The organism is Georgenia sp. G2120 (assembly GCF_055326485.1).
Genome location: NZ_JBUZNL010000002.1, coordinates 145,200 through 170,011 on the forward strand (window position 1 = coordinate 145,200; position 24,812 = coordinate 170,011).

Below are 24,812 nucleotides of genomic sequence, written 5' to 3' on the forward strand. Positions count from 1 at the left end.
CCGCGGGTGACGACCTGACCGCGGCGACCCGCCCGTGACGAACGGCCGGTGACGAACAGCCGGTGACGGCGTGCCCGTGACGCGGCGCCGACGGTGCCGTCAGCCGGCCTCGGCGACCCGGTAGCCGGCGTCGTCGTCGGCGAGGTCGGCGGTGAGCTGCGCACGGTGCGCCCGGCCGCCGGCCCACAGGGTCCACACCCAGAAGGCCACCCAGACGATCGCGCCGATGACGATCTTCACCCACCAGTCCAGGGCGGTCGTCCCGGTCACGTACCCCTCGACCAGGCCCGAGACGAGCAGGACGACGACGAGGGCCCCCGCCACCGTGATCGTCGTGCGTCCCTCGACCGCCAGCGCCGTCTGCCGGCGCCGCCCCCCGGGCACGAGCATCGTCCAGAACAGCTTGAGACCGGCCCCGCCCGCCACGAAGATCGCGGTCAGCTCGAGCAGTCCGTGCGGCGCGAGGAGCGAGAAGAACACGGACAGGTCGCCGTGGACGGCCATGACCGCGCCGGACTGCCCGATCGAGACGGCGTTGAGCGCGAGGACCTGGACCGGCCAGACGCCCGTGATGCCCAGCCCGATGGTCTGGGCCGCGATCCACGCGTTGTTCGTCCACACCTGGGCGGCGAAGTCGTGGGACGGGTAGTTCGAGTAGTAGGCCGCGAACTGCTCGTCGGCGTAGCTCTCCAGCTGGGCCGTGGACCCGAGCTCGGCGAGCGCCCCGGGGGTCGTCGCGAAGTACCAGCCCGCGGCGAACGCGACGAGGAGGAAGGCGACCGTCACCCCGTGGGTCCACCACCGCACGCGCCACAGGGCGAGCGGCATCGTCACGAGGAACAGGTCGCGCACGGCCCGCCAGCTGATCTCGTGGGTCCCGGTGATCCTCCCGCGCGCGCGGGCGAGCATGTCCGAGAGCCGTCCGGTGACGTAGGCGTCGGCCGAGCGCGTGCGGACCCGGGAGAGGTCGGCCGAGGTCGCCTGGTAGAGGCGGACGAGCTCGTCGGCCTCCTGGCCGGTCAGGGTGCGCCGGCCGGCGAGGTCGTCGAGCCGCTCCCAGCGGCCGGACCGCACCGCTCCCAGCGCCTCGGCATCCACGCGTCGTACCCTGCCACACGTGGCCGCCTCCCCCGCTCCCCCCGCCCGTCGCGGACGACCGCGCGACCAGGCCGGGGCGCTGACGTCGGCGGGGCTCGCCGGGGACGTCGTCGTCACGTCGGAGGCGGTCGCGCTCGACCTCGCGCCCACCGGGTTCGCCACGCGCGTGCTGTCCGGCCTGCTCGACGGCTTCGCCTACCTCGTCGGGCTGCTGGCCTCCCTGCTCATCGTCGTCGGGCTGCTCGACGACGGCATCAACGAGGCTCAGCTGCAGACCCTCGTCATCTCCTTCATGGCCCTGTGGTGGGTCGTCGCGCCGATGACGGTCGAGGCGATCAGCCGCGGCCGCTCGCTCGGGCGGATCGCCACCGGGACACGGGTGGTGCGCGACGACGGCGGACCCGTCCGGCTGCGGCACTCCGCCGTGCGCGCGCTCGTGGGGGTCGGCGAGCTGTGGCTCACCGTCGGCGGCGGGGCGATCATCGCCTCCCTCGCCTCGGCGCGCGGGCAGCGGCTCGGCGACCGGCTCGCGGGGACGATCATCGTGTCCGTGCGCGCCTCGGAGGCGCTCCGGCTCCCCCTCGTCATGCCGCCCGAGCTCGGCACCTGGGCGAACGGTCTCACCGTGCGCGCGATGCCGGCGACCCTCGCGGCCGCGGCCCGCGACCTGCTCGGCCGCACGGCCCTGATGACGCCTCAGACGCGTATCCGGGTCGCCCGCTCGCTGGCCGCCCAGGTCGAGCCATTCGTCTCCCGCCCGGCACCGCCCGGGACGCACCCGGAGCGGTTCCTCGCGGCCGTCCTCGTCGTGCGGCGGGACGCCGAGCGGAAGAGGCTCGCGGCGGCGCAGGAGCTCGAGGACCGCTCGGCGGCGCTCATGCTCCGTCTCCCCCACGAGGTGACCGACTACGCCTGACCGGTCACCGCCGGCCCGTTCGTCGTCGCGCCCTTCGTCGTCGGGCCGTTCGTCAGTCCCGCCCGGTGAACGTGAGCGGACGCCGCCGGTTCGTCAGTGCCCGCCGGTGGAGTCCTGGACCCCCTCCGGGTCCGGCGCGGGATCGACCTCCCAGGTCTCCCGCCCGGCGGGGATCGCCCCCTCATCGAACGGCGCGGGCTCGATGTAGATCTGGAGGCGCAGCGGCACGGAGTCCCGCGCCCGCACCTCGGCGGCATCGATCGCGCGTGCGACGTCGGCGGCGGTCTCGACCGCGGGGACGGCGACCTTGGCGGCCACGAGCACCTCGTCGGGCCCGAGGTGGAGGGTGCGCATGTGGATGATGCGCTCGATGTCCTCGCCGTCGACCAGCGACCGCTCGATGGCGTCGTGGTGCTCGGGCAGCGCGGACTCGCCGACGAGCATGGAGATCATCTCGCGGGCGAGGAAGATCGCGATGACGACGAGGAGCACGCCGATCGCGCCCGAGCCGATGGCGTCCCACCGGCCGTCGTCGGTCGCGAGGGTCATGCCGACCCCGAACAGACCGAACACGAGGCCGAGGAGCGCCCCGGTGTCCTCGAGGATGATCGTCGGGATCTCCGGCGAGCGGGACTCCTTGAGGTACCGGAACCACGAGCGGTCGCCCTTGACCGCGGCCCCCTCCTTGAGGGCCGTCCGCAGGGCGAAACCCTCGAGCACGAGCGCGAGGAGCAGGACCGCGACGGGCACCCACTTCCAGTCGGTGATCGGGTGCGGGTCGCTGAACTTGTGCCACGCCTCGTACATCGCGAACAGGCCGCCGAGCGAGAACAGGACGATCGAGACGACGAACGCGGCGACGTAGCGCACCCGTCCGTAGCCGAACTGGTGGACCTCGGAGGCCTTCTTCGTCGCCCGGCGCCCGCCGATGAGGAGCAGCGCCTGGTTGGAGGAGTCCGCGACGGAGTGGACACCCTCGGCGAGCATCGAGCTCGAGCCGGTGAGCAGCCAGCCGAGGAACTTCAGCACGGCGATGCCGAGGTTCGCGAACAGAGCGGTGATGACGGACTTCATTCCGGAGCCGGCGGCCATGGTCGTCCTTCGTGGGCTGGTGGCTGTCGCCCGCGGTCCCGGGCGGCACGAGTGTAGGGGCACGGTGGCTCGGCCGGTCGCACGCGAGGGCTCACCTCCCACCTCTGCGAGCCTGGTCACATGGGGCGAACTCCCCGCCCTTATCGCTCGACGGATCCGGTCCGGTCCGTCAAGGTGGTCGCCATGCGGTCCATGTCGCGGGTCCTCGTCGTGCCTGCGGGCATGCTTGCGCTCGCCCTGACCCTCGGCGCCTGCTCGGACGGCCCGTCCGTCAGCTCCCGGTCCCCCTACGCGGACGACCCGGCCCCCTCGGCGCCCTCGCTCCCGAGCACCCCTCCCGGCACGGACCCGGACGCCGACCCGTCGGAGTCGCCGACCGAGGACGGGACGGACCCCGCGGACTCGCCCGACGGCACGGAGACGCCGTCCTCCGGCGAGGCGCCCACCACGGACGACGAGGAGTCCACGGAGACCCCGACCGCCACGCCGGACACGCGCCCGGAGGACCCGACCGAGGCTCCGAGCGAGGCGCCGACCGCCGCCCCCACCGAGGCACCGACCTCGGGCGAGGAGGACGAGCCGGTCGAGCAGCGCCCCGGCGGCCAGGACATCCGCGCGGCCGCGGGGGCCGCCCTGTCCGCCTACCCGGGGGCCGCGCTCGTCTCGGTGGTGCACCGCGACGACAACTCGGGCGAGGTCCCGCCGCCGGACACCGGCTACGTCGTGGTCCTCGTGGCCGGCCCGGACCGGGTCGAGGTCTCGCTCGACTCCGCGTACGGGGTGGTCGGGGCCGAGGTGAGCCCCGCCGACACCGTGCTGCGGGCACTCGCCGAGGAGGACGTCATCAGCGCCGACACCGCGCTCGACCAGGCCCTCGCGAGCGGCCTGCTCGAGGGGGAGGTCGTGCGCAGCATCGAGCTCGTGTCGTTCTCCGGGGCGCTGACGTGGGACATCCACGTGTTCGGCACGTCCGAGCGCGTGGCGTCGATCGCCGCCGAGGCCGCCGGGTCCGAGGAGAGCTCGTCCGCGGTGCCGTCCGCCCCGGGCTCCGAGTCGCCCACGGACTGACCGGCCGACCAGGTCGGGAGGCGCGCGGCGTCAGTCGTCGTCGCGCGGGGGTCAGTCGTGCGGGCCGAGCGAGGCGGGACACGGCCCGAGAGCGGGCAGCGCCCGGCAGCGGTCAGAGCCGGGCAGCGGTCAGAGCGACCGGGCCTCGTCCTCGAGGAGGATCGGCACGCCGTCACGCACCGGGTAGGCCAGGCCGGCCGCGGCCGAGCGAAGCTCCGCGGTGCCGTCCGGTGCCACGGCGTCCGTCAGCTCGTCCCCGGTGACCGGGCAGCGCAGCAGCGCCCGCACCCACGGCTCGAGCTCGCCGCCGCCGACGGTCACGCCGTCGGCCCGCACCGCCTGGGCGACCGGTCGGTCGGTCGGCTCCTGGGCAGCCTTCCCGCGGAGCGCCTGTTCCTGGCCGTCCCGTCCGACGGACTCGTCGTGGGTCATCGCTGCTCGCTCTCGTCGGTCGTCGCGTCGTCGCCGCCACGCAGGAGGCGCAGGTGCCCGCGCCGGGTGATCTCGTGCTCCCGCGCCGGCGGCTCACCGGTCAGGGGGGCGGGTGTCCCGCGGTGCATCGCGACGGCGCGCTCCGCCGGCCGGTGCTCGCGCGGACCGCGCGCGGCCGCGGCCCGGACCGCGTCGGCGAGCGCCTCGATGTCGTCCGACGACGGCGGTGCCGCCTCGAAGGAGGTGCTCAGCCGGACGACGTCCCAGCCGCGCGGGACGGACAACCGCGAGGCGTGGACGTCGCACAGGTCGTAGGCGTGAGGCTCCGGGGTCGCCGACAACGGACCGAGCACGGCGGTGGAGTCGGCGTACACGTAGGTCAGGGTGGCGGCGGCCGAACGGGTGCACGACGGCTTGGTGCACTGGCGGACGGCTCTCACACCTGCTGACGCTACCTGGTCCACCGGCCCGGGCGCGGCTCCGTCACGCGTCTCGTGCGCCACTGCCGGGGTGCGGGGTGGCAGGTCCCGGCGGCGACGCGGCAGCCGGACGACGACGGCACGGCCGCTCGTCCTAGGATCGCCAGGTGTCCGAGTCCACGGGCCCCGCGGTGGGGCCGCACCTGCCCGCGCTCCCCGCGCGACGCGACGGCCGCCGCCGCGAGCGCCACGGTCGCGGACCACGTGGCCCGCTCCTCCCGTGGCAGCTGCCCGGCTGGCGGACCCGGGCGGACCGGTTCGACGACCTCCTGCTCGACGCCGTCGAGCGCCTGGAGAAGGGCTGGGCCGCGGAGCTCTCCGGCGTGGAGATCGCGGTCGAGGACGTCCCGCCGTCGGACCCCGCCCCGTGGGAGCACCGGGCGATCGCCCTGGGCCGGTACTACGCCGGCGACCGGGCCGCCGGGCTGCCCCGGCGCATCGTCGTCTACCGGCGCCCGGTGGAGTCCCGCGCCGTCGACGCCCACGACCTCGGCGAGCTCGTCACCGCGGCGCTCGTCGAGCAGGTGGCGGCGATGCTCGGCCGCACGCCCGGCGAGATCGACCCGGACCACCCGGGCGCCTGAGCGACGCCTGCCGGCGGACTCCCCCCGTGCCGGGCGAGCGCCGTCACCGGTCGCGAACGTGCCGGACCTTGCAGGGCCCGGCCGTGATCACCGGACGAGGACGTCGATCTCGCCGGACTCGCGCGCGTCGGGCACGGCACCGAGCACCCCGACGAGGCGGCCGGTCGGCACCTCGGTGTCGAGGAGCACGGCCGACAGCACGCCCGGGCCGTCCGCCGCGTCCGGGGCGCCGTCCTCCCCGCCGGCGTCGGAGCCCGCGTCGTCGCGCGCCCCGTCCGCCTGCTCGGTGGCCACCCGAACGACGGTCGCTCCTTCGGGAGCATCGGCGAGCACCGTGCTCCCCGGCGTCACCTCGATCTCCTCGGCCGCGCCGGGTCGGGCGAGATCGCTCACCGTGACGACCGTCGGCGCCTCGCCGGGGTTGGTCACCGCGATCCGCGAGCGCACCCCGAGCGCCCCGCCGGGCAGGACGTGGACGGCGGACGACGCGGGCTCGGCGGCCGCCGTCCACGCGAGGTCGACGGCGAGGTCGCCGCTCCCCTCGGGGCTCGCGCCCTCCTGGGTCGTGACGGCGGAGGCCGCCACCGCGCCGTCGGTCCGCACGCGCACGCCGTGCACGCCCTCGGCCACGCCGGTCAGCGGGACGTCGAGCACGACGCCCGGGTCGAGGACGACGTCCTGCGCCCCGCCCAGGGGCGTCCAGCCGTCCTCCGTCGTCAGGTCGAGCGACGCCGTGACGACCTCGTCGGCCGGGTTGACGAGGCGGACGGCCGCGGTGCCCCCGGGCGCCACCTCGACGACGGGGACGTGCACCTCGCCGGCGGGTCCGGTGCCGGCGGTGACGACGTCGAGCCCGGCGGACGCGAGCCCCTGCGTGCGCAGGTCCTCGAGCGACGCGGCGAGCCGTCCGCCCCTGCCGTCGACCCGCAGGGCGATCGCCGGGCTCTCGACCGAGGCCTCGACGGGCAGCTGGACGGTGGAGCGGGGCGGGACGACCACGTCGCTGAGCGCGGGGGCGTCGACGATCCCGACCGCGGTGTGCACCGTGACGTCGGCCGTCACGGGCACGGGCCCGGCGTTGGTGAGGCTGAGCAGCGCGGTCGACCCGAGCTCGGTGGACCCGCCGACGAGCCACGCCGACGCCGCCGGCGCCTGGCAGGTCGCGGCGGCGATGCCGCGCAGGTCGCCGGCGTCGGTCCGCACGACGACGGCACCGCCGCCGCTGCCCGGCGCGGTCGCCCCCGCCTCGTCGACCGGCGCGACCGTGAGGACGCCGGGGTCGGCGGTCGCCGTCGCCAGGCTCCGGATCGCGGACTCCCCCGCGGCCACGGTGTCGAGCCCGACGCTCTCGCCGGCACCGGAGCCCTCCGCCCACTCCGCCTCGGCGACCGGGGCGTCTCCGACGGCCCACGTGTGCAGCTGGGTGGTCGAGCGGACGGTGCGGTCGCCCTCGTCCTGGTCCGGGTCCGCCGGGCCCGTGTCCTCGGTGGTGGGGACGGGGACGGGCGCACACACGTGGGTCGACCCCGTGGCGGGCAGCGCGATCCCGGAGGCCTCGGCCGGGCGGAGCTCGGGCGCCGGGAGTGCCTGCCCGGCCCACAGGGCTCCCCCGGTCAGGGCGAGCACCGCCACGGCCCCGACGGCCGCCCCGGCCGCGCGTGCTGCTGTCCTACCGGTCACCACTCCTCCTCCCGGCGCACGCGCAGCGGCAGGGCGAGGAGCACGACGACGCCCAGCACCACCGCCTGCGCGGCGCCCATCCACACCGACCACGGCTCGCGGTGGACCACCGACAGCTCGCCACCCTCGCCCGCCGGCACGGCGAACGCCTGCCGGCCCTCGACCTCGACCACCTCGAGCGGCGCGCCGTCGAGCGTGGCCTCCCAGCCCCGGTGGGGCGTCTCGGCCAGCAGCAGCACGCGGTCCGCGTCCGTCGACTCGACCACGGTGTCCACCTCGACCGCCTCGGCGTCGACGTCGGTCACGACCACCGCGTCGTCCGCAGCATCACCACCAGCGTCGTCGCCGTCCGCGCCGTCGCCCTCCGCCCGGCCGCCGTCCGGCAGGTCGGCGGCGTCGACGAGCCGCACGCGCGCGATCGAGCTGGCGCTGCCCTCGACCTCCGGGTCGCGCGAGAGCCGCAGCACGGTGCCGGACCCGTCGTCGGTCACGCCCTCGAGCCCGGGGACGGTGGCGAGCCGGGCGACGAGCGCCTCACGGTCGGCGTCGGTCGCCCCGGGCATCGGCTCCGGGTCGACGACGACGACGCCGACGGCGTGGTGCGAGAGCTCCTCGACGGCGCCCGGCTGCCCGCCGTCCGCCAGCAGGGCCACGACGTGTGCAAGGTCGTCGGACGCGCGCTCGTCGGCCGTGCCGAGCCTGATCGTCACGGCGGCGTCGGCCTCGCGCCGGCCGTCACCGCGCCACAGCTCGGCGGCGACCTCGTCCGCGCCGGCCTGGAGGTGGAGGACCCGTGAGCGCAGGCCGGACGCCTGCTGCTCGACCGACAGCGCCGGCACCGCGCCGCCCGCCCGGGGGGCGAGGTGGTTCCACGTGCCCGCGGACGCGACCCACGTGCCCGCGGAGGCGAGCGGCACGAGCACGAGCACGATCGCGCCGACGGCGGCAAGGCCCTGACGCAGCCCGAGCTCCTGACCGCCGAGGGCCTCGGGGATGCCGTCGGCCGCGGCGACGACCGCGAGCAGGAGGCCCAGCAGGGCGAGGGTGGCCCCCGGGCCGGCCCACCCGGCGATCTCGGCGCCGTCGATCCCCGTGCCGCCCGGCACGCGGGTGGCGGCGACCGCAGTGGCGACCCCGAGCGCCGTGACGACCCAGCCGGCGCGGACCGCACGCGCCCGGCCGAGCCGGAGGAGCGCGAGGAGAGCGAGGACGAGCAGCAGGACGCCCGGCACGAGGAGGAGCAGGTCGCGCCAGGGCAGGTCGAGCACCTGGGTCGGGTCGGCGGGTGCACCCGAGGGCAGGTCCTGCGGGAGCCCGAGCAGGGCGAGCCACGCGGGCCCGGGGGCCGACGCGAGCCCGTGGCCCGGGTCCGCGACGGCGATCGCGAGGGGGCCGCGCTCGAGCGCCGTGACGATCGTCGGCGCGAGCAGCGCCAGCGCGGGCACCGGGACGAGGAGCAGGAGGCCGCGGCGCCGCGGGACGAGCGGCGCGAGCACGAGCAGCCCGACGAGCGCGGCGGGCAGGAGGATCGGCGCGCCGGCGCTCGCGAGCGCCAGGGCGAGCCCGGCGCCGGCGGCACCCGTGATCGCGCCCGCCCGCGTCGTGCGGCGCGGCCGGACGACCGCACCGTTCCCGGGGTCGTTCGCCGCGGCACCGTCGTTCCCGGGACCGTCGTCCTCGAGCGGCTCGCCGTCGACGTCGACCCGACGCGCGTCGACCATCCCGGAGCGGATGACGTCCCGGCGCCGCACGCCGGCCACCCAGGCGATCCCGAGGCCGACGAGCGGGAGCGCGACGTGCGCGAGGACGGCCCCGAGCCGCCCCTCGCCGAGGGCCAGCCACAGCGTGGGGGCGACCGCCCAGGCGAGCGCGGCGGCGGCGCGCAGGAGGAGGGAGCGCGTGGCGGCGCCCGTGGCGGCCCACGCCGTGAGGGCCGCGGCCGGCACGGCGAGCAGGACCGCGAGCGTGGCCACCCAGCCCGGGGAGAGGCCGACGAGGCCGAGCACCCAGGCGGCCGCGGCGAACAGGGTGAGCATCGGGTCCGCCGGGCCGGGGGCGCCGACCCCGGAGTCCATCCAGGTCGAGCGTGCCGTGATCCACAGGTCCTCGGCCGACCGGCCGAGGTGGGCGAGCGCGCCGCCTACGGGCTGGCCGCCGCCGACGAGCGGGAGCACGAACGGCAGCGCGAGCGTGAGGGCGACGACGACGACCAGGCCGAGCGTCACCCGGCGGCGTCGGCCGAGCTCGGCCCGCTCGGCGAGCTCGAGCTCCGAGGGCGCCTCGGCGAGCCGGCGCGCCGTGGCGGTCTGCCGGCGGATGGCGGCGCGCGCGGCGCGGACCTCGCCCGGCGTCGCCTCGAGCTCGCGCAGCGCGGCCCGGGAGCCGCGGCCGGCGGATGCGATCCGCCGGCGCGCGGCGGGGACCTTCGGCAGGCGGGCGACGAGCCGGCCGACGGCGGAGAGCTCGGCGACGGCGAGCGGCGTGTCTTTGCCGAGCATCCGCCACAGGGCGCGCAGCGGCCCGAGCAGGACGTAGCCGAGCGCGAGCAGCGGCCAGGTGCCGCGCGCGGCGAGCAGGGCGTTGTAGAGCTGGGCGGTGCGCCGCGCGGAGAAGGAACGGGCGGGGCTGCCGCGGTGGGCGCCGCCGGTCCCGGGGTCGCTCGCCCCGTCGAAGCCGGGGTGGGCGTCGGCCGGGCCGCCGTCCCGCACGTCCCCGTCCACGGCGAGGGCGCCGCGGGCGGCGTCGTCGTCATCGTCGGCGTGGTCGACGACCCGGACGCCGCCGTGCCCCGAGTCGCGCAGCCCCAGGTAGGAGGCCCGCCGGTGGAGCACGTGGGCGGTGGGCTCGACGACGACCCGGTACCCCGCGGCACGCACGCGCCGGGAGAGTTCGAGGCCGTCCCCGAACGGGCCGAGCACCTCGTCCGTGCCGCCGAGCCGCTCCCACACCTGCGCGCCGACGAGCATGCCGGCGGTGCCGACCGCGAGCACGTCCTGGCGGTGGTCGTGCTGGCCCTGGTCGATCTCCTTCGGTTCGACGTCCGCCACGCGGCGCGCCCGGCGCGTGGCCCGCACGCCCACCTCGAGCAGCCGGCCGGGGTCGTCCCAGTCGACCTGCTTGGCGCCGACCACGGCGAGCGACCGGCCGGCCTCCGCGGCACGGAGCTGACGGTCGAGCGCCCGGGGTGCCGGCGCGGAGTCGTCGTGCAGCAGCCAGAGCCAGTCGGGGTGCGACGCGGCCCCGGCATCGAGCACACCGTCGGTCACCGCGCGCATCTCACCGGTGGTGACGGGCGACATCTCGCCCGTGGCCGCGCGGAAGCTCGAGCCCGCGGTCGTCGCACCGCCGGTTCCCGCGTCCGTCCGGCCGGAACGGCGTGCGGCCCGCTCGACCAGCTTCGCGTAGGCGTCCAGGCCCGCGGAGACGGCGCCGCCGAACGTGCTCGCGCCCTGCGCGGTGACGAGGCGGACGCGCGAGACGTCCTCGAGCCCGGACCGGTGGACGACCTCGACGATCGGCTCGCCGGTGCCGATGTCACGGCCCGGGGCGGCGACGTCGACGACGACGACGACCTCGGGGTGATGGGACTGCGCGGCGACGGCGGCGAGGGTGCGTTCGAGGTACGGCGTCACCCCGCAGGTGACGACCACGGCGAGCGTCGTCGCCCGCGCGGGTGCAGCGGTGGTGCGGTCGACCACCTGCTAGACGGCGAGACGCTTGACGCGGCGGCGCTCGCGCTCCGAGAGGCCGCCCCAGATGCCGAACCGCTCGTCGTTCTCCAGCGCGTACTCCAGGCACTCCGAGCGCACGTCGCACGACGAGCACACCCGCTTGGCCTCCCGGGTCGAGCCACCCTTCTCGGGGAAGAACGCCTCGGGGTCCGTCTGCGCGCACAGGGCGCGGTCCTGCCAGGACAGGGGTCCCTCGTCACCGTTGTCGAGGTGCTCGAGCCCCGAGAGGTCGGTGTCCTCCCAGGACGTGGTCAAGGGTCCGTCACCCAGGATGTTCCACATGTCAGTCACTGCTCCAGTCGCCGCCGTTGGCGTGAATTACACCCGTGTCATCCGCACCCCGTCAAGGGGAGGGACCAGCATCACGGCGCGTCGCCCGGCGTGTCGCCCTGGGACGTAGCCTGGTCCGGTGCACGATGCCCTGCTGATCATGGACCATCTCGCGACCCTCGGAGCCGCGCCCGCCGTCACCGCCTACGCGCCCGACGGGCGGCTCGAGGTCTCGGGCCGCGTCGCCCGCCAGTGGGCGAGCAAGATCGGCGGTCTCCTGCGCGACGAGCTGGACGCCGAGCCCGGCGACCTGCTGGCCGTCGACCTCCCCCCGTCCTGGCGGGCGCCGCTGTGGACGCTCGGGGCCCTGGTCGTCGGAGTCACGCCCCACCTGTCCGGCGCCCCGGCCGCCGACCACGGTGCGGGACCGGCGGGCTCAACGGGTGCCGCGGGCTCCACGGGTGCCGGGCCGTCCGCCACGGCCCCTGCGACGGCCCCGCTGGCCACCGTCACGCACGAGCCCGCCGCCGCGGGCGCGGTCGCCGGCACCGTGCTCGCGCTGGCCGAGCCCTCGATGTCGATGCGCTGGGCCGGCGACCTCCCGGCCGGGGCTCTCGACGCCTCCGCCGAGACGCTCGCCCAGCCCGACGAGCTCATCCTCCCGCCGACCCCCGCCGAGGGGGACCCGACCGCTGAGGCGGGTGCCGCCGTCGGGCGGGGTCTCGACCGTGGTGCGCGCGTGGCGCTCGTGCCGACCTCGACGGCCCACGGGGTCGCGTGGGTGCTCGGCACCTGGCTCGCGGGCGGCTCGGCCGTGCTCCTCGCCCCGGGGACCTCGCCCGAGGAGGCGGCGCGACTCGCCGAGGTGGAGCGCGCGACGCTGCAGGCGGCAGACTAGGGCGATGCGCGGAATCATCCTGGCCGGCGGCGCCGGCACCCGGTTGCACCCCATCACCATCGGCGTGAGCAAGCAGATGGTGCCGGTCTACGACAAGCCGATGATCTACTACCCGCTCACCACGCTCATGCTGGCGGGCATCCAGGACATCCTCGTCATCACGACGCCCCACGACCAGGCCCAGTTCCAGCGCCTCCTCGGCGACGGCTCGCAGTTCGGCATCAGCCTCGACTACGTGGTCCAGTCGGAGCCGAACGGTCTCGCGCAGGCGTTCGTCCTCGGCGCCGACCACGTCGGCACGGACCACGCGGCGCTCGTGCTCGGGGACAACATCTTCTACGGCCCCGGCATGGGCACGCGGCTGCGCCGCAACACCGAGGTCGACGGCGGGGCCGTGTTCGCGTACCACGTGGCCGACCCGACCGCCTACGGCGTGGTCGAGTTCGACGCCGACCACCGCGCGATCTCCATCGAGGAGAAGCCCGCGCAGCCGCGCAGCTCGTTCGCCGTGCCCGGCCTGTACTTCTACGACAACGACGTGCTCGAGATCGCGAAGAACCTCGAGCCCTCCGCCCGCGGCGAGTACGAGATCACCGACGTCAACCGCGCCTACCTCGAGGCCGGTCGCCTGTCCGTCGAGGTCCTCCCCCGCGGCACCGCCTGGCTCGACACCGGCACCTTCGACTCGCTCGCCGACGCGACCGCGTTCGTCCGCACCGTCGAGGCCCGGCAGGGGCTCAAGGTCGGCTGCCCGGAGGAGGTCGCCTGGCGCATGGGCTTCCTCACCGACGACGAGCTGCGCGAGCGCGCCGAGCCGCTGCGCAAGTCCGGGTACGGGGAGTACCTGCTCGGGATCCTCGCCCGCGGTCGCTGAGCGGCTGACACGCCGACCATCTGCCCCGCCGGCGGGCGACGAGCCGACCGCCTGGCGACGAGCCGCCGGGCGACACGCCTGACGACTCTCTCGCCCGGTTGTCATCACTTTCTCATGACGCCGTGCTGGGATGACGTTCATCATGACGTCACCCGCAGGACACCTCGGGGGCGCGGCCTCCCCTGCGGTCGGCGCGCCCGGGAGTGGCGCGGGCTCGGGCGTCCCGTCCACGACGGAGCCCGGAACCGAGCACGACGACGACACGCGTGCCGCATCGTCGCCGACCCGCGATGAGCCCGGACCCGGCACCCCGACCGCCGGCGCCACGACTACGCACCCGGCGCCCTCCGGCCTCGCCGTCGTCCCGTGGCGCCGCGTGGCCCTCGCGCTGTCGGTGGTCTCCCTGCTCGTCACCGTCGCCAGCTACATCCCCACCCGCTGGACCGGGGGCGGGCTGTTCTACGGCGGCGGCGAGTGGCACCACATCTTCGACGTCGCGCTCGAGAACTCGGTGGCCACCACCTGGTCGACGATGCTCATGACCGCCGGGGCCGTGCTGTGCGGCCTGTGCGCGTGGCTCGTCCGGCGCCAACGGTCCGGCGCCGCCTGGCCGTGGGTGCTCCTCGGGCTGGGGCTCGCCGCCTTCGCCGTCGACGAGGCGTCGAGCCTGCACGAGCGGCTGCCGCTCGTCGTCGACCGGCTCGGCATCGAGGCCTCGATCACCTACGCCTGGCTGATGATCGGCATCCCGCTGGCGATCGCGGTGGTGGTCGGCGTCGTCATGTGCGCCATCCGGCTGCCACGGCGCGCGCGGTGGCTGATGATCGCGGGGATCCTCGTGTTCTTCGCCGGTGCTGTCGGTGTCGAGATGCTCACCGGCGAGCTGCGCACGTACGCCCCGGACGTCCACAACCGGTTCCTCTCCGAGCTCATCCACTCCGAGGAGCTGCTCGAGCTGCTCGGCATCGGGATCGCCGTGTGCGCGCCGCTGAGCGCGCTGCGCGTGACGCCCCGCCGTGCGGACCCGGGCGAGCTGCACCTCGTCGTCGCGACGCGCTGACCGCGCCCACCGTCCACGACTGGGGGGAAAGCGGCAGTTATGGCGGCGAGAATCTGCCGCTTTCCCCCCCATCGGTGGGCGTTGGGCCGCGCCGGCAGGTCGTCAGGCCCGGGGGCGCCACGGCTCAGGCCCCCGCGACGACCGACACGTCGAGCCGGCCCGGGAAGTCCTCGAACCAGTCCGCGGCCTCGGCGCTGCAGCGCAGCCGGGCCGTCGTGCCGTGGGGGTCGAGGTTCGCGGGGTGCCGCGGGTGCGCGCCGCACGGCGGCACCGGGAGGCCGTAGAGCTCGCCCTCGTCGAGGTAGTTCTGCACGTCGTCGAAGATCGTCGCCGCCGCGCAGCTCGCCGTCCCGTGACTCATGCCGACCAGCTCCCGGTCATAGCTGAACGGCTCGGTGAGACGCGGTCCCGAGACCGCTACCCGAACCGTCGGGTGCTCGCCGGGCACGGGCTCGCCGGGGACCACGGCCACCGTGACGCCGGCCGACCGGAACGCCCACGTCAGGCACGCCTCGACCAGGCCGATCACGGCCGGGTCGGCAGCGGTGCGCACGGTCACGGCTCAGTCCCCGGGCGCCACGGCTCAGGCCCCGAGGACCTCGGGTGCCGCGGCGCGCCAGCGCTCGTCCCACGCACCGATCGGCTCGACCCCGGCCGCGCGCAGCGAGTCGTGCCCGAGCACCGAGTACGCGGGGCGGGGGGCCTTCGCGGGGAACGCGTCCGCCGTCGTCTCCCCCACCATGGCCGGATCCTTGCCGAGCGTCTCGACGATGAGGCGCGTGAAGCCGTGCCAGCTCACCTGCCCCGAGCTCGTCGCGTGGTAGGTCCCCGGGGCGGCGTCGGCGGCGACGAGGCGCACGATCAGGTCCGCGACGTCGCGGGTCCAGGTCGGCTGGCCCACCTGGTCGGTGACGACGGACAGCGAGTCGCGCTCGCCGGCCAGGCGCGCCATCGTCCGGGGGAAGCACTTTCCCCCGGCGCCGTAGAGCCACGCGGTCCGCACGATGAGCGCGCGCGGGTCCTCGGCGCGCACGGCCCACTCACCGGCGGCCTTCGTCCGGCCGTACGCGGACGCCGGGGCGATCGGCGCGGCGGCCGGGTACGGCTCGCTCGCGACGCCGTCGAACACGTAGTCGGTGGAGACGTGGACGGTGCGCGCACCGGCGGCCGCGGCAGCGCGGGCGAGGAGCTGCGGGCCGACGGCGTTGAGGCGGAAGGCCGCGGGCTCGGCGTCCTCGGCGTCGTCGACGGCGGTCCAGGCTGCGCAGTTGACCACCACGTCGATGTCCCGCACGGTCCGCGCGACGAGCGCGGGGTCCGTGATGTCGAGGTCGTCCCTGCCGAGCGCCGTCACGTCCTCGCCCGCCTCACGGAGCGCGGCGTCAAGATCCTGGCCGAGCATCCCGGCCGCCCCGGTGACCATCCAGCGCACGTCGTGCCTCCCTCGGCCCGCCCGGCCCCTCCGCGCGACGACCACGACCACAGTAGTGGCGCCCCGCGCGGCTAGGCTGGCCCGGCACGCGGCCCGGTCCCGCGCGGCCACGTACCGCGCACACCCGCGCCGCTGACGACCACACCCGCGCGACGGAAGGACCACCCCATGGAGATCCGCGAGCTGAAGGTCGGCGGCGCCTACGAGATCACCCCGAAGCAGTTCACCGACCCGCGGGGCGTGTTCTTCGAGGCCTACAAGTCGAGCGAGTTCGAGAAGGTCGTCGGGCACACGCTCTCCCTGGCCCAGACCAACAGCTCGGTCTCGGCCGCGGGCGTCCTGCGCGGCATCCACTTCGCGCAGCTGCCGCCCTCGCAGGCCAAGTACGTGTGGTGCCCGCGCGGCGCGCTGCTCGACGTCGTCGTCGACGTCCGGGTCGGCTCCCCCACCTACGGTCAGTGGGACTCGGTCCTCCTCGACGACGTCGACCGCCGCGCGATCTACGTCGGCGAGGGCATCGGCCACGCCTTCTGCTCGCTCGAGGACGGCTCGACCGCGGTCTACATGTGCTCGACCCAGTACGCGCCCGGCCGCGAGCACGGCATCCACCCGTTCGACCCCGCCATCGGCATCGAGTGGCCGAGCGTCGACCGCGCCGGCAACCCGATGGAGCTGCTGCTCTCGGACAAGGACTCCGCGGCACCGAGCCTGGCCGAGGTCGCCGACCAGGGCCTGCTCCCCACGGCGCAGGAGGCCGCCGACTTCTACGCGAGCCTGAGGTGAGCGAGGGCCCGGCTCGGGAGAGCGCCTCACCGGCGCACGGGGCGGGAGGGCACGGCCCGACGGCGGTCGACACCGCGGTGTGCGCCGTCGTCGTCACGTACACCCCCGAACTGGAGCGGCTCGACCCGCTCCTCGCGGCGCTGGGCGCCCAGTGCGCGCGCGTCGTCGTCGTCGACAACGGGCCCGGCGGTTCGGGGCTCGAGGCGGCCTGCGAGCGCCACGGCGCCGAGCTCGTCGCGCTCGGCGAGAACACGGGCATCGCGCACGCGCAGAACGTCGGGATCGAGCGGGCGGTGGCGGACGGGGCCACCCACGTGCTGCTGAGCGACCAGGACTCGCTGCCCGCGCCGGACATGGTGGCCGAGCTGCTCGCCGGCCTGGACCGCGGCGATGGGCAGGCACGAGGACCGGTCGGCGCCGTCGGGCCCGTCGCGGGTGACGTGCGCTCGGAGACCGAGGAGCTCGTCTACGTGGCGCGGCGCTGGGGCCCGCGGCGCGCACGGCCGGACGAGGTCGACGACGACGGACTGATCGACGCCGCCTTCCTCATCGCCTCGGGCTGCCTCGTGCCGGCCGCGGTGCTCGAGCGCGTGGGTCCGATGAACGCGGACTGGTTCATCGACCACGTCGACCTCGAGTGGGGGCTGCGCGCGCGGCGGGCCGGGTACCGCCTGCTCGCCGTGACGACCGCGCGGCTCGACCATGCCCTCGGCGACAGCCTCGTCAAGCTGCCCGGGCGCGCCCAGGAGGTGCACGTCCACTCGGCCTTCCGCACCTACTTCCTCGCGCGCAACACCGTGCTGCTCCTGCGCTCGGGGCTGCTACCGCCGGCGTGGGCGGTCGGCTACGCCGTGTGGCTGGGCAAGTACGTCGCCTTCAATTCACTTCTTGTTCCTGGCCGGATCGACCGCGCACGGAGGATGATGCGGGGTGTGGTCGACGGAGTGCTCGGCCGCACCGGTCCCGCTCGCTGAAAGCGGCTCGCGCGGCGCCCCTTGGGCACCACCCGCGCCGTCCGATCAGCCGACGCGCGTCCAGGTTCCGCATCCGCCGGCTGCAAAGCCCTCATCGCTGGCGGAGATGGAAACGGTCTGCCGGCCGTTGCCGTACCCGTAGCCAATGACGTCATCCCAGTCACCGGTGAAGCCGGACATACGTTGCCAGGTGCAGTACTCGCCACCGGTGCTTCGATACATACCAGCTGCAATGTGCTCGCCAACGACGAAATAGCCATCGCCAAACCGTGTAGCGGGCGAGGCCGGGTACGTCTGTCCGACAGGGACCCATGTTCCACACCAGTCACTCTCGAACGCGGCGTCGGACGCCTCGATGGTCACGATTGGTCGGGGGTATCCAGTTCCGTTCGCGATGATGCTGTCATCTCTTCCGGAAAAGTCGGACAGGCGAGCCCAGTAGCAAGTTGGATCTGCCGCTGACGCACGGTAGGTCCCCGGAGCGACTCCGATCCGACCCACCGAGTGTGTTCCGTCTCCGAACGTGCGGGCACCAGGGTTCGGCGCCGGCGGCTCGGGTGCCGGGTGCTCAGGGGCCACCGGCAGCGCAGCCGCGCGACGAACGCCAAGGGTGTCCGCACCGTCGCCGTTCCAGTCGCCCACCAGCGTGACGTCACTCGATCGTCCATACACGATCGTGTAGTCCGCCGGGCCCGCCACCATCGAGTTCGCCACGAAGTATTCCGCGCCACGACGCACAGCGAATGTATCCGTGCCCTCGCCGTCCCAGTCACCGACGTACACCGCATCGCCAGCCCTGCCGTACGCGACCTGGTGATCGGCCCAACCGTCCGCGAGTTCGTTGCGCACGAAGTATTCGCGGCCACGGCGCACGGCGAAGGTGTCAGTGCCATTACCGTCCCAGTCCCCCACGAGCACCGTGTCGCTGCTCCGCCCATACGTGAAGACCCGATCCGCCGCACCACCCGCGAGCTCGTTGCGCACGTGATACTCAGCCCCGCGTCGCACGGCAAAGGTGTCTGTCCCGTTACCGTCCCAGTCCCCCATGAGAACGACGTCGCCGCGACGCCCGTACGTCACCTCGATGTGGGCCGGACCGCTCGAGTTGGTGTTCCGGAAATGAAATGTTGCCCCACGCCGAATGGCGACCGTGTCGGTCCCGTTACCGTCCCAGTCGCCGACATACACCTCGTCGTCCGGTGCCCCGTAGACAAAGCTGATGTTGGCATTCGCTGTCCATGCGTCATTGAGGAAGTATTCCTCTCCGGACCCACCGACCTCACCACCCTTGGCGACCGCGGGTGTACCGACTGCGGCAAGACCGATGCTTGCCAGCATTGCGACTGCTGCGACCGGGGCCGCCTTCTTCCATCTCATACCGAGCGTCTCCATTCTCGGAGCGGTGACCCATCGCCACCGAACGGTTGCAGGTTATGGCCAAACGCTGACATGTGGACGAGTTTCATCCGACGGCCCACCGACCCCTCGAGTTGAGAGAGAATCCGGCCAGAGACGCCCGATCCACCGGTCGTCCAGGTGCCCGCTGAGGAGCCCAGATGTCCTTCCCCCGTCCGCGCCTCGCCACCCTGTGGCTCGCGCTCGCCACCGCCGGCGCCGCACTGGTCGCCCCGTCGGCCGCCGTCGCCTCCCCGCTCGGGCCAGTCGGGACCGACTCCCCCGACGACGACGGATCGCCCGGTGACGCGGCGTCGTCGTCGGACGGTGTCTCGTCGTCGCCGGACGGCACCACTTCACCCGACGGGATCGGCTCCCCGGACGGCATCGGCGCACCCGACGCGGGCGCCCTGCCGGAGGGGTCGACGGACGCCTCACCCGAGGCCACCACCGACGCCGGGACCACCGCCACCGAGGTCTACCCGCGCCCCGCCGACGGCACGTGGGAGATCGAGGGCCACGGCTGGGGCCACGGCATCGGCATGTCCCAGTGGGGCGCCCAGGGCGCGGCGCTCCAGGGCGTCAGCAGCGCCGACATCCTCTCCTTCTACTACCCGGGCACGCGGCAGGCGGACATCGGCAACCCGGTCGTCCGCATCCGCCTCCTCGCCCTCGCGGGTCGGACATCGGTCACCGCGTGGGCGCCGTCGGGCCAGACGCTGCGCGCCACCGCGGGCGGGACGAACCTCGGCGCCCCCGCGGGCGGCCGCCTCACCGTCACGCGCACGTCGACCGGGTTCCGGCTCGAGCACCGCGCCACGCCGGGCGGGTCCGTCGGCTGGTCGACGACGACCACCGCCCCGGTCACGCTCGCCACGAACGACGGCGTCGTCGTCGGGGCCTCCCCCACCGGCGGCGGCACCTGGTACCGCGGCGAGGCCGCCGTCCAGCCCACCTCCGGCACGCTGGAGGTCGTCAACCACGTGCGGATGGAGGACTACCTCCGCTCGGTCGTCCCGCGCGAGGCGCCGGCGTCCTGGCACTACTCGGCCCTCGAGGCGCAGTCCGTGGCCGCCCGCACGTACGCCCGGCACGAGATGCGCACCGGCGGCATCTACGACCTGTGCGACACGACGAGCTGCCAGGTCTACGCGGGCCGCGGCTCCGTGAGCGCGAGCGGCGCCCTCACCGGCCACGAGCACGCCCGCACGGACACCGCGATCGCCTCGACCAACGGGCGCATCCTCGAGGGGCGGACGACCGCCGGCGGCGCGTGGGGCCCGGCGTTCACGCAGTTCTCCTCCTCCAACGGCGGCTACTCGGTGGCCGGCTCGCGCCCCTACCTCGTGGCCCGCGCGGACCCGTGGTCCGGGACCGCCCCCGGCGACCCGGTGACGAGCTGGTCGACCACGCTGCGCGCCACCGACGTCGACGCCCGGTGCGCCGCCGGCGGGACCGTGCGCAGCCTCGTCGTCACCGCGCGCGACGGCCGGGGCGACCTCGGCGGGCGCATCACCGGCCTGCGGCTCGACTGCACGACCGGCCCGGTGGACGTCACCACCGAGTTCACCCGTCGCCTCGGCATGCGCTCGAGCTGGTGGCGGCCGGTGCCCGAGGAGTACCCCTCGGTGTTTTTCCTCAACGACGCCTGGACCGCTTGGGCGAACCACGAGGTTCGCCTCGGCGCGACCACGTCCGCGCCGCTGGCCGGCGACTGGGACGGGGACGGCACGGACACCGTGGGCGTGCGCGACGGCAACCGCCTCACGCTCGCCCGCGACCACACCGGCGCGACGACGACCACCCTCGACTACGGCCGCGCCGGCGACGTGCTGCTGACGGGCGACTGGGACGGGGACGGCTCCGACAGCTTCGCGGTCCGCCGCGGGAACACCTACCTCCTGCGCGACGCACTGACGTCGGGGGTCGCCGACACGGTGCTCGACTACGGCCGGGCGGCCGACGAGGTGTTCGTCGGCGACTGGGACGGCGACGGCGTCGACACCCTCGCCGTGCGCCGCGGGAACCGGTTCTTCGTGTCGAACTCGCTGGTCTCCGGCTGGGCCGATGCCGAGCTCGACTACGGCCGGGCCGGCGACACGGTCCTCGTGGGCGACTGGGACGGCGACGGGATCGACACCTTCGCCGTGCGCCGCGGCAACACCTACCTCGTGCGCAACGAGCTGACCTCGGGCGACGCGGACATCGAGCTCGCCTTCGGACGCGCGAGCGACTCGGTCGTCGTGGGCGACTGGGACGGCGACGGCGAGGACACCCTGGGCGTGCACCGCGTCGAGGCCTGGTAGCAGGCCCACGAGCTCACCGCCGAGATTTCAGCGCTCGGGCTGCCCGTCCCCGTCCGCAGGCACGGACCCAGTCCCGTCCGCGGGCACCGGGCCCGCCTCGTCCGCAGGCACCGGCCCTGCCTCGTCGACCGCCACCTCGGCGGCACCCTGCGGCGCGTGCCGCCGGACGAGCACCCCGGTGCCCAGGCCCAGCGCGAGGTCGACCACGGTGAGCAGCACCCGCGACATGAGGATGGTGACGAGCACGCCGCCCCCGCTGAGCAGACCGGCGAGCATGATGCCGAGGATGCTCTCGCGCACACCCACGCCGGCGGGCACGATGACGACGAGGAACCCGACCACCCACGCCAGCGCGTAGCCGCTGACCGCACGCGCGAACGTCCCGAGCGTGGGGTCCAGACCGACGGCGGTGGCGATGAGCCACACCTGCAGTCCGGCCAGCAGCCAGCCGACGATCGCCCACGAGGACGCCCTCAGCACGCCGCCGGCGGAGAGCGGGTGCTCGAGCGGAGGGCGCCGGATGAGCCTCAGCGCCACGCCGAGGATGCGGTTGAGCACGGGCGGCAGGAGCACGACGACGAACACCGGCAGGAACCAGACGACCCACCCGACCTCGGAGCGCACGGCCGGGTCGAACGCCACCGCACCGGCGGCGAGCGCGAGGCCCGTGACGATGGAGACGAGCAGCGAGACGACCATGCCGGAGACCGACCGGCGCCGCGGGATGTCGATGTCCTTGCCCATCTCGGCGGCAGCCACGATGTTCCACACGCCGCCCGGCAGGTACTTGCCCACCTGGGACACGAAGAACAGCCGCGCCGCCGGGGCGAGCCCGAGCCGTGACCCGAGGTCGATGAGCACCTCGCGCCACGAGAGCATCGTCGCGACGACGTAGAGGACGGAGACGAGCAGGCCGACGACGACGATCCACCACGGCATCTGGCTGAGCGAGTCGACGACGATGTCCCACTGGTTGGCCACCGCCAGGACGGCCGCACCGATCGCCGCGACGAGGAACAGGCCGCGCACCCACGGCGACCTCAGGGCACCCAGGATCTTCTTCACGAGACCAGCTCGCGCCACAGGGGCTCGACGACGGCGGACGGCGTGAGGTCGCGGGCCCGTTCGCGCGCGCGGGCGCGGAGGTCGGCGACCCGCTCGGGGTCCGCGAGGAGGCGCTCGAGCGCATCGGCGAGCGCGGCCGGGTCGCCCGGAGGGACCAGCAGCGCGGCGTCGCGGAGGAACCGGCGCTGCGGCGGGGTGTCGGAGGTGACGACGGCGCAGCCCGCGGCGAGCGACTGGTAGACCTTGTTCGGCACGACCTTGAGGCCCTTGTCGGTGTCGCCGAAGATGCCGAGACCGATCTCGTGGGCGGCCACGAGGTCCGGCAGCTCGTCGGGAGCGACCCAGTCGACCCACTCGATCCCGGGCACGCCGCCCAGGACGGCCCGCGCCTCGGCGTGGTCCTGCCCCGTGCCGACGAGAGTGACGCGCAGCGGGACCCCGCGCCGGTGGAGCTCGGCGAGCGCCCGGGCGATCGTCACGGTGCCCTGCAGCGGGGTGAACAGCCCGTAGAAGACCATGCGGGGCGTGGCCGAGGTGCTCGTGGCGTGCCGCTCCCCCGCCAGCCGCCAGACCTCGGTCGCACCGACGGGGACGACGACGGTCCGCTCGCGCACGGCCGGCGCCGCGAGCTCGGCGTGCTCCTCGGTGTCGACGACGACGACGTCCGCCGCGCCGGTCGCCATCCGGTCGAGCGCCGAGAGCGCGGCTCCGCGGACCCGGTCGTCGACGCCCCGGTCCCGCGCGGTGCTCGCGGCGAAGATGAGGTGGTCGAGGACGATCGTCGCGCGCGGGAACAGGGCCCGGGCGAGGAGGACGTCGAAGTGTCCGAGGTAGCCGACGACGACGACGTCGGGCGCCCGCTCGCCGCCGAACGCGAACGAGCCGTCGACGAGCCCGGCCCAGCGACGCGCCAGACGCGCGGCCAGCCGCGGGAGGAGCCACGGCCGCCGCAGCATGTCGACCCGGTCCGCCGTGGTCAGGCCGAGCGGGCGGTCGAGCTCGCGGACCGTGGCGCCGCGCGCGGCGAGGCCGGCGAGCAGGACCCCGGAACGCGGGTGGACGGACGTGTCGTAGGTGCCGAAGCCGAGAACCCTCACCGGCCCGGACGCCCCTGACGCAGCTCCTCGGGCGCGGCGACGTCGGCGTGGCCGTCGGTCGCGTACCCGTTCGTGCCGTTCGCCTCGGGCGCGCCGTAGCCGTCGGCCCCGGCCGACGCGTATCCGGCCGGCTCGTACCCGGCGTGGTCGTCGCCCCCGATGCCGCCGATGTCCCGCGGCACCCCGTTGCTGTCGACCCCGGACGCGGCCCCGTTCGGGGCGACGGCGTAGTCATGGGAGCCGGGCACCACGGCGGCCGGGGTTCTCAGGTGGGGGACCTCGGGGACGGTCGCGCGTCCGGTCGTCGGCTCCGCGGCCCGCGGCGCGGTGCCGGCGGACGGGGCGTCGCCCGGTGCCGGTCCCACGCGGGCGGCGTCCCGACCCGGCTGCGCGTCCGCGCCGCGACCCCCGGCCGTGACGGACGGGTCGGGCCGGCCGTCGAGGACCACGGACGGTCCGTCCATCACGGCCGTCGAGGTCTCGCCGAGCCGGGCCGAGATCGCGTGGTCGGAGTACTGAAGGGACTTCACCCGCTCGAGGTTCTCCTCCATCAGCACGCGGTTGGTGCGCAGGAGGTCGGCGATGACGGACAGCGCGAGGCTCAGCAGGGCGCCGACGAGGGCCGCTGTGCCGAAGATGAGGGACTGGACGTGCCCGCCGGCCTCGCCCATGAGGAACAGGACGAGGAACCGCACGAACGGCACAAGCCCGGCGACGAGCAGGATCGTGCCGACGGTGCCGAGGATCGCGTGCGGCTTGAACATGAGGTACGAGCGGATGATCGCCGTACCGGACTTGAACATGTGCTGCCAGATGTTCTTGAACAGCCGGGACTCGCGGGTCTTCGGGTTCGTCGCGATCGGCACCGACGCGATCCGCAGGCGCTTGTTGCCCGCCTGGATGATCGTCTCCATGCAGTAGGAGAACTGGGTGACGACGTTGAGCCGGATGAGCGACTCCTTGGAGTACGCCCGGAACCCGGACGCCGCGTCGGGCAGCTTCGTGCCGGCGGCGAGGTTGACGACGTCGGAGCCGACCTTCTGCATCGCCTTCTTGAACGGCGAGAAGTGGGCGATCGTCGCCGTCTGGCGGTCGCCGATGACGATGTCGGCCTCGTTGTGGACGATCGGCTGGACGAGCTCGCCGATGACCTCCTGGGGGTACTGGTTGTCGCCGTCGGTGTTGACGACGATGTCCGCGCCGTGGGCCAGGGCGTAGTCGACGCCGTCGCGGAACGAGCGGGCGAGCCCCTGGTTGCGCGAGTGCCGCACGAAGTGGGTGACGCCGAGGTTCTTCGCAACCTCGACGGTGCGGTCCGTCGACCCGTCGTCGACGACGAGGATGTGGACCTCGTCGATCCCCGGGATCTCCCGCGGGATGGTGGCCAGGACGAGCGGGAGGGTCTCCTCCTCGTTCAGGCACGGGATCTGCACGAACAGCTTCATGGGGTACCTCGGGTGTCGGTCGCGGCGCACCCGCGGCTGCCCCGCGAGGCAGCGGTCGGGCTGGCCCGGAACCTGGCCAGGGTACCGTAGGGGCCGCGCGAGGCCTGGGACGTCCCCTCGGCGTGAAGGGGAG

Annotated in this window: 21 protein-coding genes and 1 pseudogene; 9 read left to right on the forward strand and 13 right to left on the reverse strand. The window is 74.8% G+C overall.

Going from position 1 to position 24,812, the window contains the following annotated elements:
• Positions 1-99: 99 nt before the first annotated feature.
• Complete coding sequence (locus ACZLMO_RS02845) at positions 100-1,098, reverse strand: stage II sporulation protein M (RefSeq protein WP_425714578.1); 999 nt, start codon at positions 1,096-1,098, stop codon at positions 100-102.
• A 19-nt stretch (positions 1,099-1,117) separates the two neighbouring features.
• Between ACZLMO_RS02845 and ACZLMO_RS02850 the strand changes: the two genes are divergently transcribed.
• Positions 1,118-2,014 (forward strand): RDD family protein, encoded by an 897-nt coding sequence (locus ACZLMO_RS02850; RefSeq protein ID WP_425714579.1) that lies wholly within the window; start codon positions 1,118-1,120, stop codon positions 2,012-2,014.
• 93 nt (positions 2,015-2,107) lie between these two features.
• On the opposite strand, the gene ACZLMO_RS02855 is transcribed toward ACZLMO_RS02850, so the two are convergent.
• On the reverse strand, positions 2,108-3,106 hold the full coding sequence (locus ACZLMO_RS02855) for a cation diffusion facilitator family transporter (protein WP_425714580.1): 999 nt from the start codon (positions 3,104-3,106) through the stop codon (positions 2,108-2,110).
• A 183-nt stretch (positions 3,107-3,289) separates the two neighbouring features.
• Here ACZLMO_RS02855 and ACZLMO_RS02860 point away from each other — a divergent pair, with 183 nt between their 5' ends.
• Positions 3,290-4,174, forward strand: a complete 885-nt coding sequence (locus ACZLMO_RS02860; RefSeq protein ID WP_425714581.1) for a hypothetical protein — start codon at positions 3,290-3,292, stop codon at positions 4,172-4,174.
• 129 nt (positions 4,175-4,303) lie between these two features.
• On the opposite strand, the gene ACZLMO_RS02865 is transcribed toward ACZLMO_RS02860, so the two are convergent.
• Together ACZLMO_RS02865 and ACZLMO_RS02870 are read right to left on the reverse strand one after the other, a co-directional pair.
• Positions 4,304-4,606 (reverse strand): Trm112 family protein, encoded by a 303-nt coding sequence (locus tag ACZLMO_RS02865; RefSeq protein ID WP_425714582.1) that lies wholly within the window; start codon positions 4,604-4,606, stop codon positions 4,304-4,306.
• Positions 4,603-5,046, reverse strand: coding sequence for a DUF3499 domain-containing protein (locus ACZLMO_RS02870; protein WP_425714583.1), 444 nt, complete (start codon positions 5,044-5,046; stop codon positions 4,603-4,605). The genes ACZLMO_RS02865 and ACZLMO_RS02870 overlap by 4 nt, the downstream gene beginning before the upstream one ends.
• 146 nt (positions 5,047-5,192) lie before the next feature.
• On the opposite strand from ACZLMO_RS02870, the gene ACZLMO_RS02875 reads away from it, so the two are divergent.
• On the forward strand, positions 5,193-5,669 hold the full coding sequence (locus ACZLMO_RS02875; RefSeq protein ID WP_425714584.1) for a metallopeptidase family protein: 477 nt from the start codon (positions 5,193-5,195) through the stop codon (positions 5,667-5,669).
• An 87-nt stretch (positions 5,670-5,756) separates the two neighbouring features.
• Here the strand turns inward: ACZLMO_RS02875 and ACZLMO_RS02880 are convergent, their stop codons facing one another.
• Genes ACZLMO_RS02880 through ACZLMO_RS02890 form a run of 3 tightly spaced genes read right to left on the reverse strand, consistent with a single transcriptional unit; the run spans position 5,757 to position 11,362 of the window.
• Positions 5,757-7,349: a DUF5719 family protein gene (locus tag ACZLMO_RS02880; RefSeq protein ID WP_425714585.1), complete on the reverse strand. Its 1,593-nt coding sequence runs from the start codon at positions 7,347-7,349 to the stop codon at positions 5,757-5,759.
• Positions 7,346-11,047, reverse strand: a complete 3,702-nt coding sequence (locus tag ACZLMO_RS02885; RefSeq protein ID WP_425714586.1) for a glycosyltransferase — start codon at positions 11,045-11,047, stop codon at positions 7,346-7,348. Before ACZLMO_RS02885 ends, ACZLMO_RS02880 begins: the two co-directional genes overlap by 4 nt.
• A 3-nt stretch (positions 11,048-11,050) precedes the next feature.
• Positions 11,051-11,362, reverse strand: a complete 312-nt coding sequence (locus ACZLMO_RS02890; protein ID WP_425714587.1) for a WhiB family transcriptional regulator — start codon at positions 11,360-11,362, stop codon at positions 11,051-11,053.
• 127 nt (positions 11,363-11,489) lie between these two features.
• Between ACZLMO_RS02890 and ACZLMO_RS02895 the strand changes: the two genes are divergently transcribed.
• From ACZLMO_RS02895 to ACZLMO_RS02905, 3 genes are all read left to right on the forward strand, one after another.
• On the forward strand, positions 11,490-12,248 hold the full coding sequence (locus ACZLMO_RS02895) for a TIGR03089 family protein (RefSeq protein WP_425714588.1): 759 nt from the start codon (positions 11,490-11,492) through the stop codon (positions 12,246-12,248).
• Positions 12,249-12,252: 4 nt separating this feature from the next.
• A complete protein-coding gene (gene rfbA / locus ACZLMO_RS02900; RefSeq protein WP_425714589.1) occupies positions 12,253-13,122 on the forward strand; it encodes a glucose-1-phosphate thymidylyltransferase RfbA in 870 nt (289 codons plus the stop codon).
• Between the two features lie 142 nt (positions 13,123-13,264).
• The gene (locus tag ACZLMO_RS02905) at positions 13,265-14,182 is read left to right on the forward strand and encodes a hypothetical protein (RefSeq protein WP_463652777.1); all 918 of its coding nucleotides are present in this window, start codon (positions 13,265-13,267) and stop codon (positions 14,180-14,182) included.
• Between the two features lie 124 nt (positions 14,183-14,306).
• Here the strand turns inward: ACZLMO_RS02905 and ACZLMO_RS02910 are convergent, their stop codons facing one another.
• Together ACZLMO_RS02910 and rfbD are read right to left on the reverse strand one after the other, a co-directional pair.
• Positions 14,307-14,741, reverse strand: coding sequence for a hypothetical protein (locus tag ACZLMO_RS02910; RefSeq protein WP_463652778.1), 435 nt, complete (start codon positions 14,739-14,741; stop codon positions 14,307-14,309).
• A gap of 24 nt (positions 14,742-14,765) precedes the next feature.
• The gene (gene rfbD, locus ACZLMO_RS02915) at positions 14,766-15,614 is read right to left on the reverse strand and encodes a dTDP-4-dehydrorhamnose reductase (protein ID WP_463652779.1); all 849 of its coding nucleotides are present in this window, start codon (positions 15,612-15,614) and stop codon (positions 14,766-14,768) included.
• A gap of 168 nt (positions 15,615-15,782) precedes the next feature.
• On the opposite strand from rfbD, the gene ACZLMO_RS02920 reads away from it, so the two are divergent.
• Positions 15,783-16,397, forward strand: a complete 615-nt coding sequence (locus ACZLMO_RS02920; RefSeq protein ID WP_463652780.1) for a dTDP-4-dehydrorhamnose 3,5-epimerase family protein — start codon at positions 15,783-15,785, stop codon at positions 16,395-16,397.
• Positions 16,394-17,371 carry a glycosyltransferase family 2 protein gene (locus ACZLMO_RS02925; RefSeq protein WP_463652781.1) on the forward strand — a complete coding sequence of 326 codons (978 nt, stop codon included), beginning with the start codon at positions 16,394-16,396 and terminating at the stop codon, positions 17,369-17,371. Before ACZLMO_RS02920 ends, ACZLMO_RS02925 begins: the two co-directional genes overlap by 4 nt.
• 45 nt (positions 17,372-17,416) lie before the next feature.
• Here the strand turns inward: ACZLMO_RS02925 and ACZLMO_RS02930 are convergent, their stop codons facing one another.
• A complete protein-coding gene (locus ACZLMO_RS02930; RefSeq protein WP_463652782.1) occupies positions 17,417-18,748 on the reverse strand; it encodes a hypothetical protein in 1,332 nt (443 codons plus the stop codon).
• Positions 18,749-18,927: 179 nt separating this feature from the next.
• Here ACZLMO_RS02930 and ACZLMO_RS02935 point away from each other — a divergent pair, with 179 nt between their 5' ends.
• Positions 18,928-21,072, forward strand: a complete 2,145-nt coding sequence (locus ACZLMO_RS02935) for a SpoIID/LytB domain-containing protein (protein ID WP_463652783.1) — start codon at positions 18,928-18,930, stop codon at positions 21,070-21,072.
• Positions 21,073-21,099: 27 nt separating this feature from the next.
• On the opposite strand, the gene ACZLMO_RS02940 is transcribed toward ACZLMO_RS02935, so the two are convergent.
• The 3 genes and pseudogenes from ACZLMO_RS02940 to ACZLMO_RS02950 form a co-directional block, all read right to left on the reverse strand.
• Complete coding sequence (locus ACZLMO_RS02940; protein ID WP_463652784.1) at positions 21,100-22,137, reverse strand: lysylphosphatidylglycerol synthase domain-containing protein; 1,038 nt, start codon at positions 22,135-22,137, stop codon at positions 21,100-21,102.
• Positions 22,134-23,234 carry a glycosyltransferase family 4 protein gene (locus ACZLMO_RS02945; protein WP_463652785.1) on the reverse strand — a complete coding sequence of 367 codons (1,101 nt, stop codon included), beginning with the start codon at positions 23,232-23,234 and terminating at the stop codon, positions 22,134-22,136. The genes ACZLMO_RS02940 and ACZLMO_RS02945 overlap by 4 nt, the downstream gene beginning before the upstream one ends.
• A gap of 512 nt (positions 23,235-23,746) precedes the next feature.
• Positions 23,747-24,679: pseudogene (locus ACZLMO_RS02950) on the reverse strand (glycosyltransferase family 2 protein); the annotation flags it as partial.
• Positions 24,680-24,812: the final 133 nt, after the last annotated feature.

Bases quoted from the DNA above. Each gene is read 5' to 3' on its own strand.
- ACZLMO_RS02935 (WP_463652783.1), top strand. From the start codon at position 18,928: ATGTCCTTCCCCCGTCCGCGCCTCGCCACCCTGTGGCTCGCGCTCGCC.
- ACZLMO_RS02905 (WP_463652777.1), top strand. From the start codon at position 13,265: ATGACGTCACCCGCAGGACACCTCGGGGGCGCGGCCTCCCCTGCGGTC.
- rfbA (WP_425714589.1), top strand. From the start codon at position 12,253: ATGCGCGGAATCATCCTGGCCGGCGGCGCCGGCACCCGGTTGCACCCC.
- ACZLMO_RS02865 (WP_425714582.1), bottom strand. From the start codon at position 4,606: ATGACCCACGACGAGTCCGTCGGACGGGACGGCCAGGAACAGGCGCTC.
- ACZLMO_RS02860 (WP_425714581.1), top strand. From the start codon at position 3,290: ATGCGGTCCATGTCGCGGGTCCTCGTCGTGCCTGCGGGCATGCTTGCG.
- ACZLMO_RS02930 (WP_463652782.1), bottom strand. From the start codon at position 18,748: ATGAGATGGAAGAAGGCGGCCCCGGTCGCAGCAGTCGCAATGCTGGCA.
- ACZLMO_RS02920 (WP_463652780.1), top strand. From the start codon at position 15,783: ATGGAGATCCGCGAGCTGAAGGTCGGCGGCGCCTACGAGATCACCCCG.
- ACZLMO_RS02855 (WP_425714580.1), bottom strand. From the start codon at position 3,106: ATGGCCGCCGGCTCCGGAATGAAGTCCGTCATCACCGCTCTGTTCGCG.
- ACZLMO_RS02890 (WP_425714587.1), bottom strand. From the start codon at position 11,362: ATGTGGAACATCCTGGGTGACGGACCCTTGACCACGTCCTGGGAGGAC.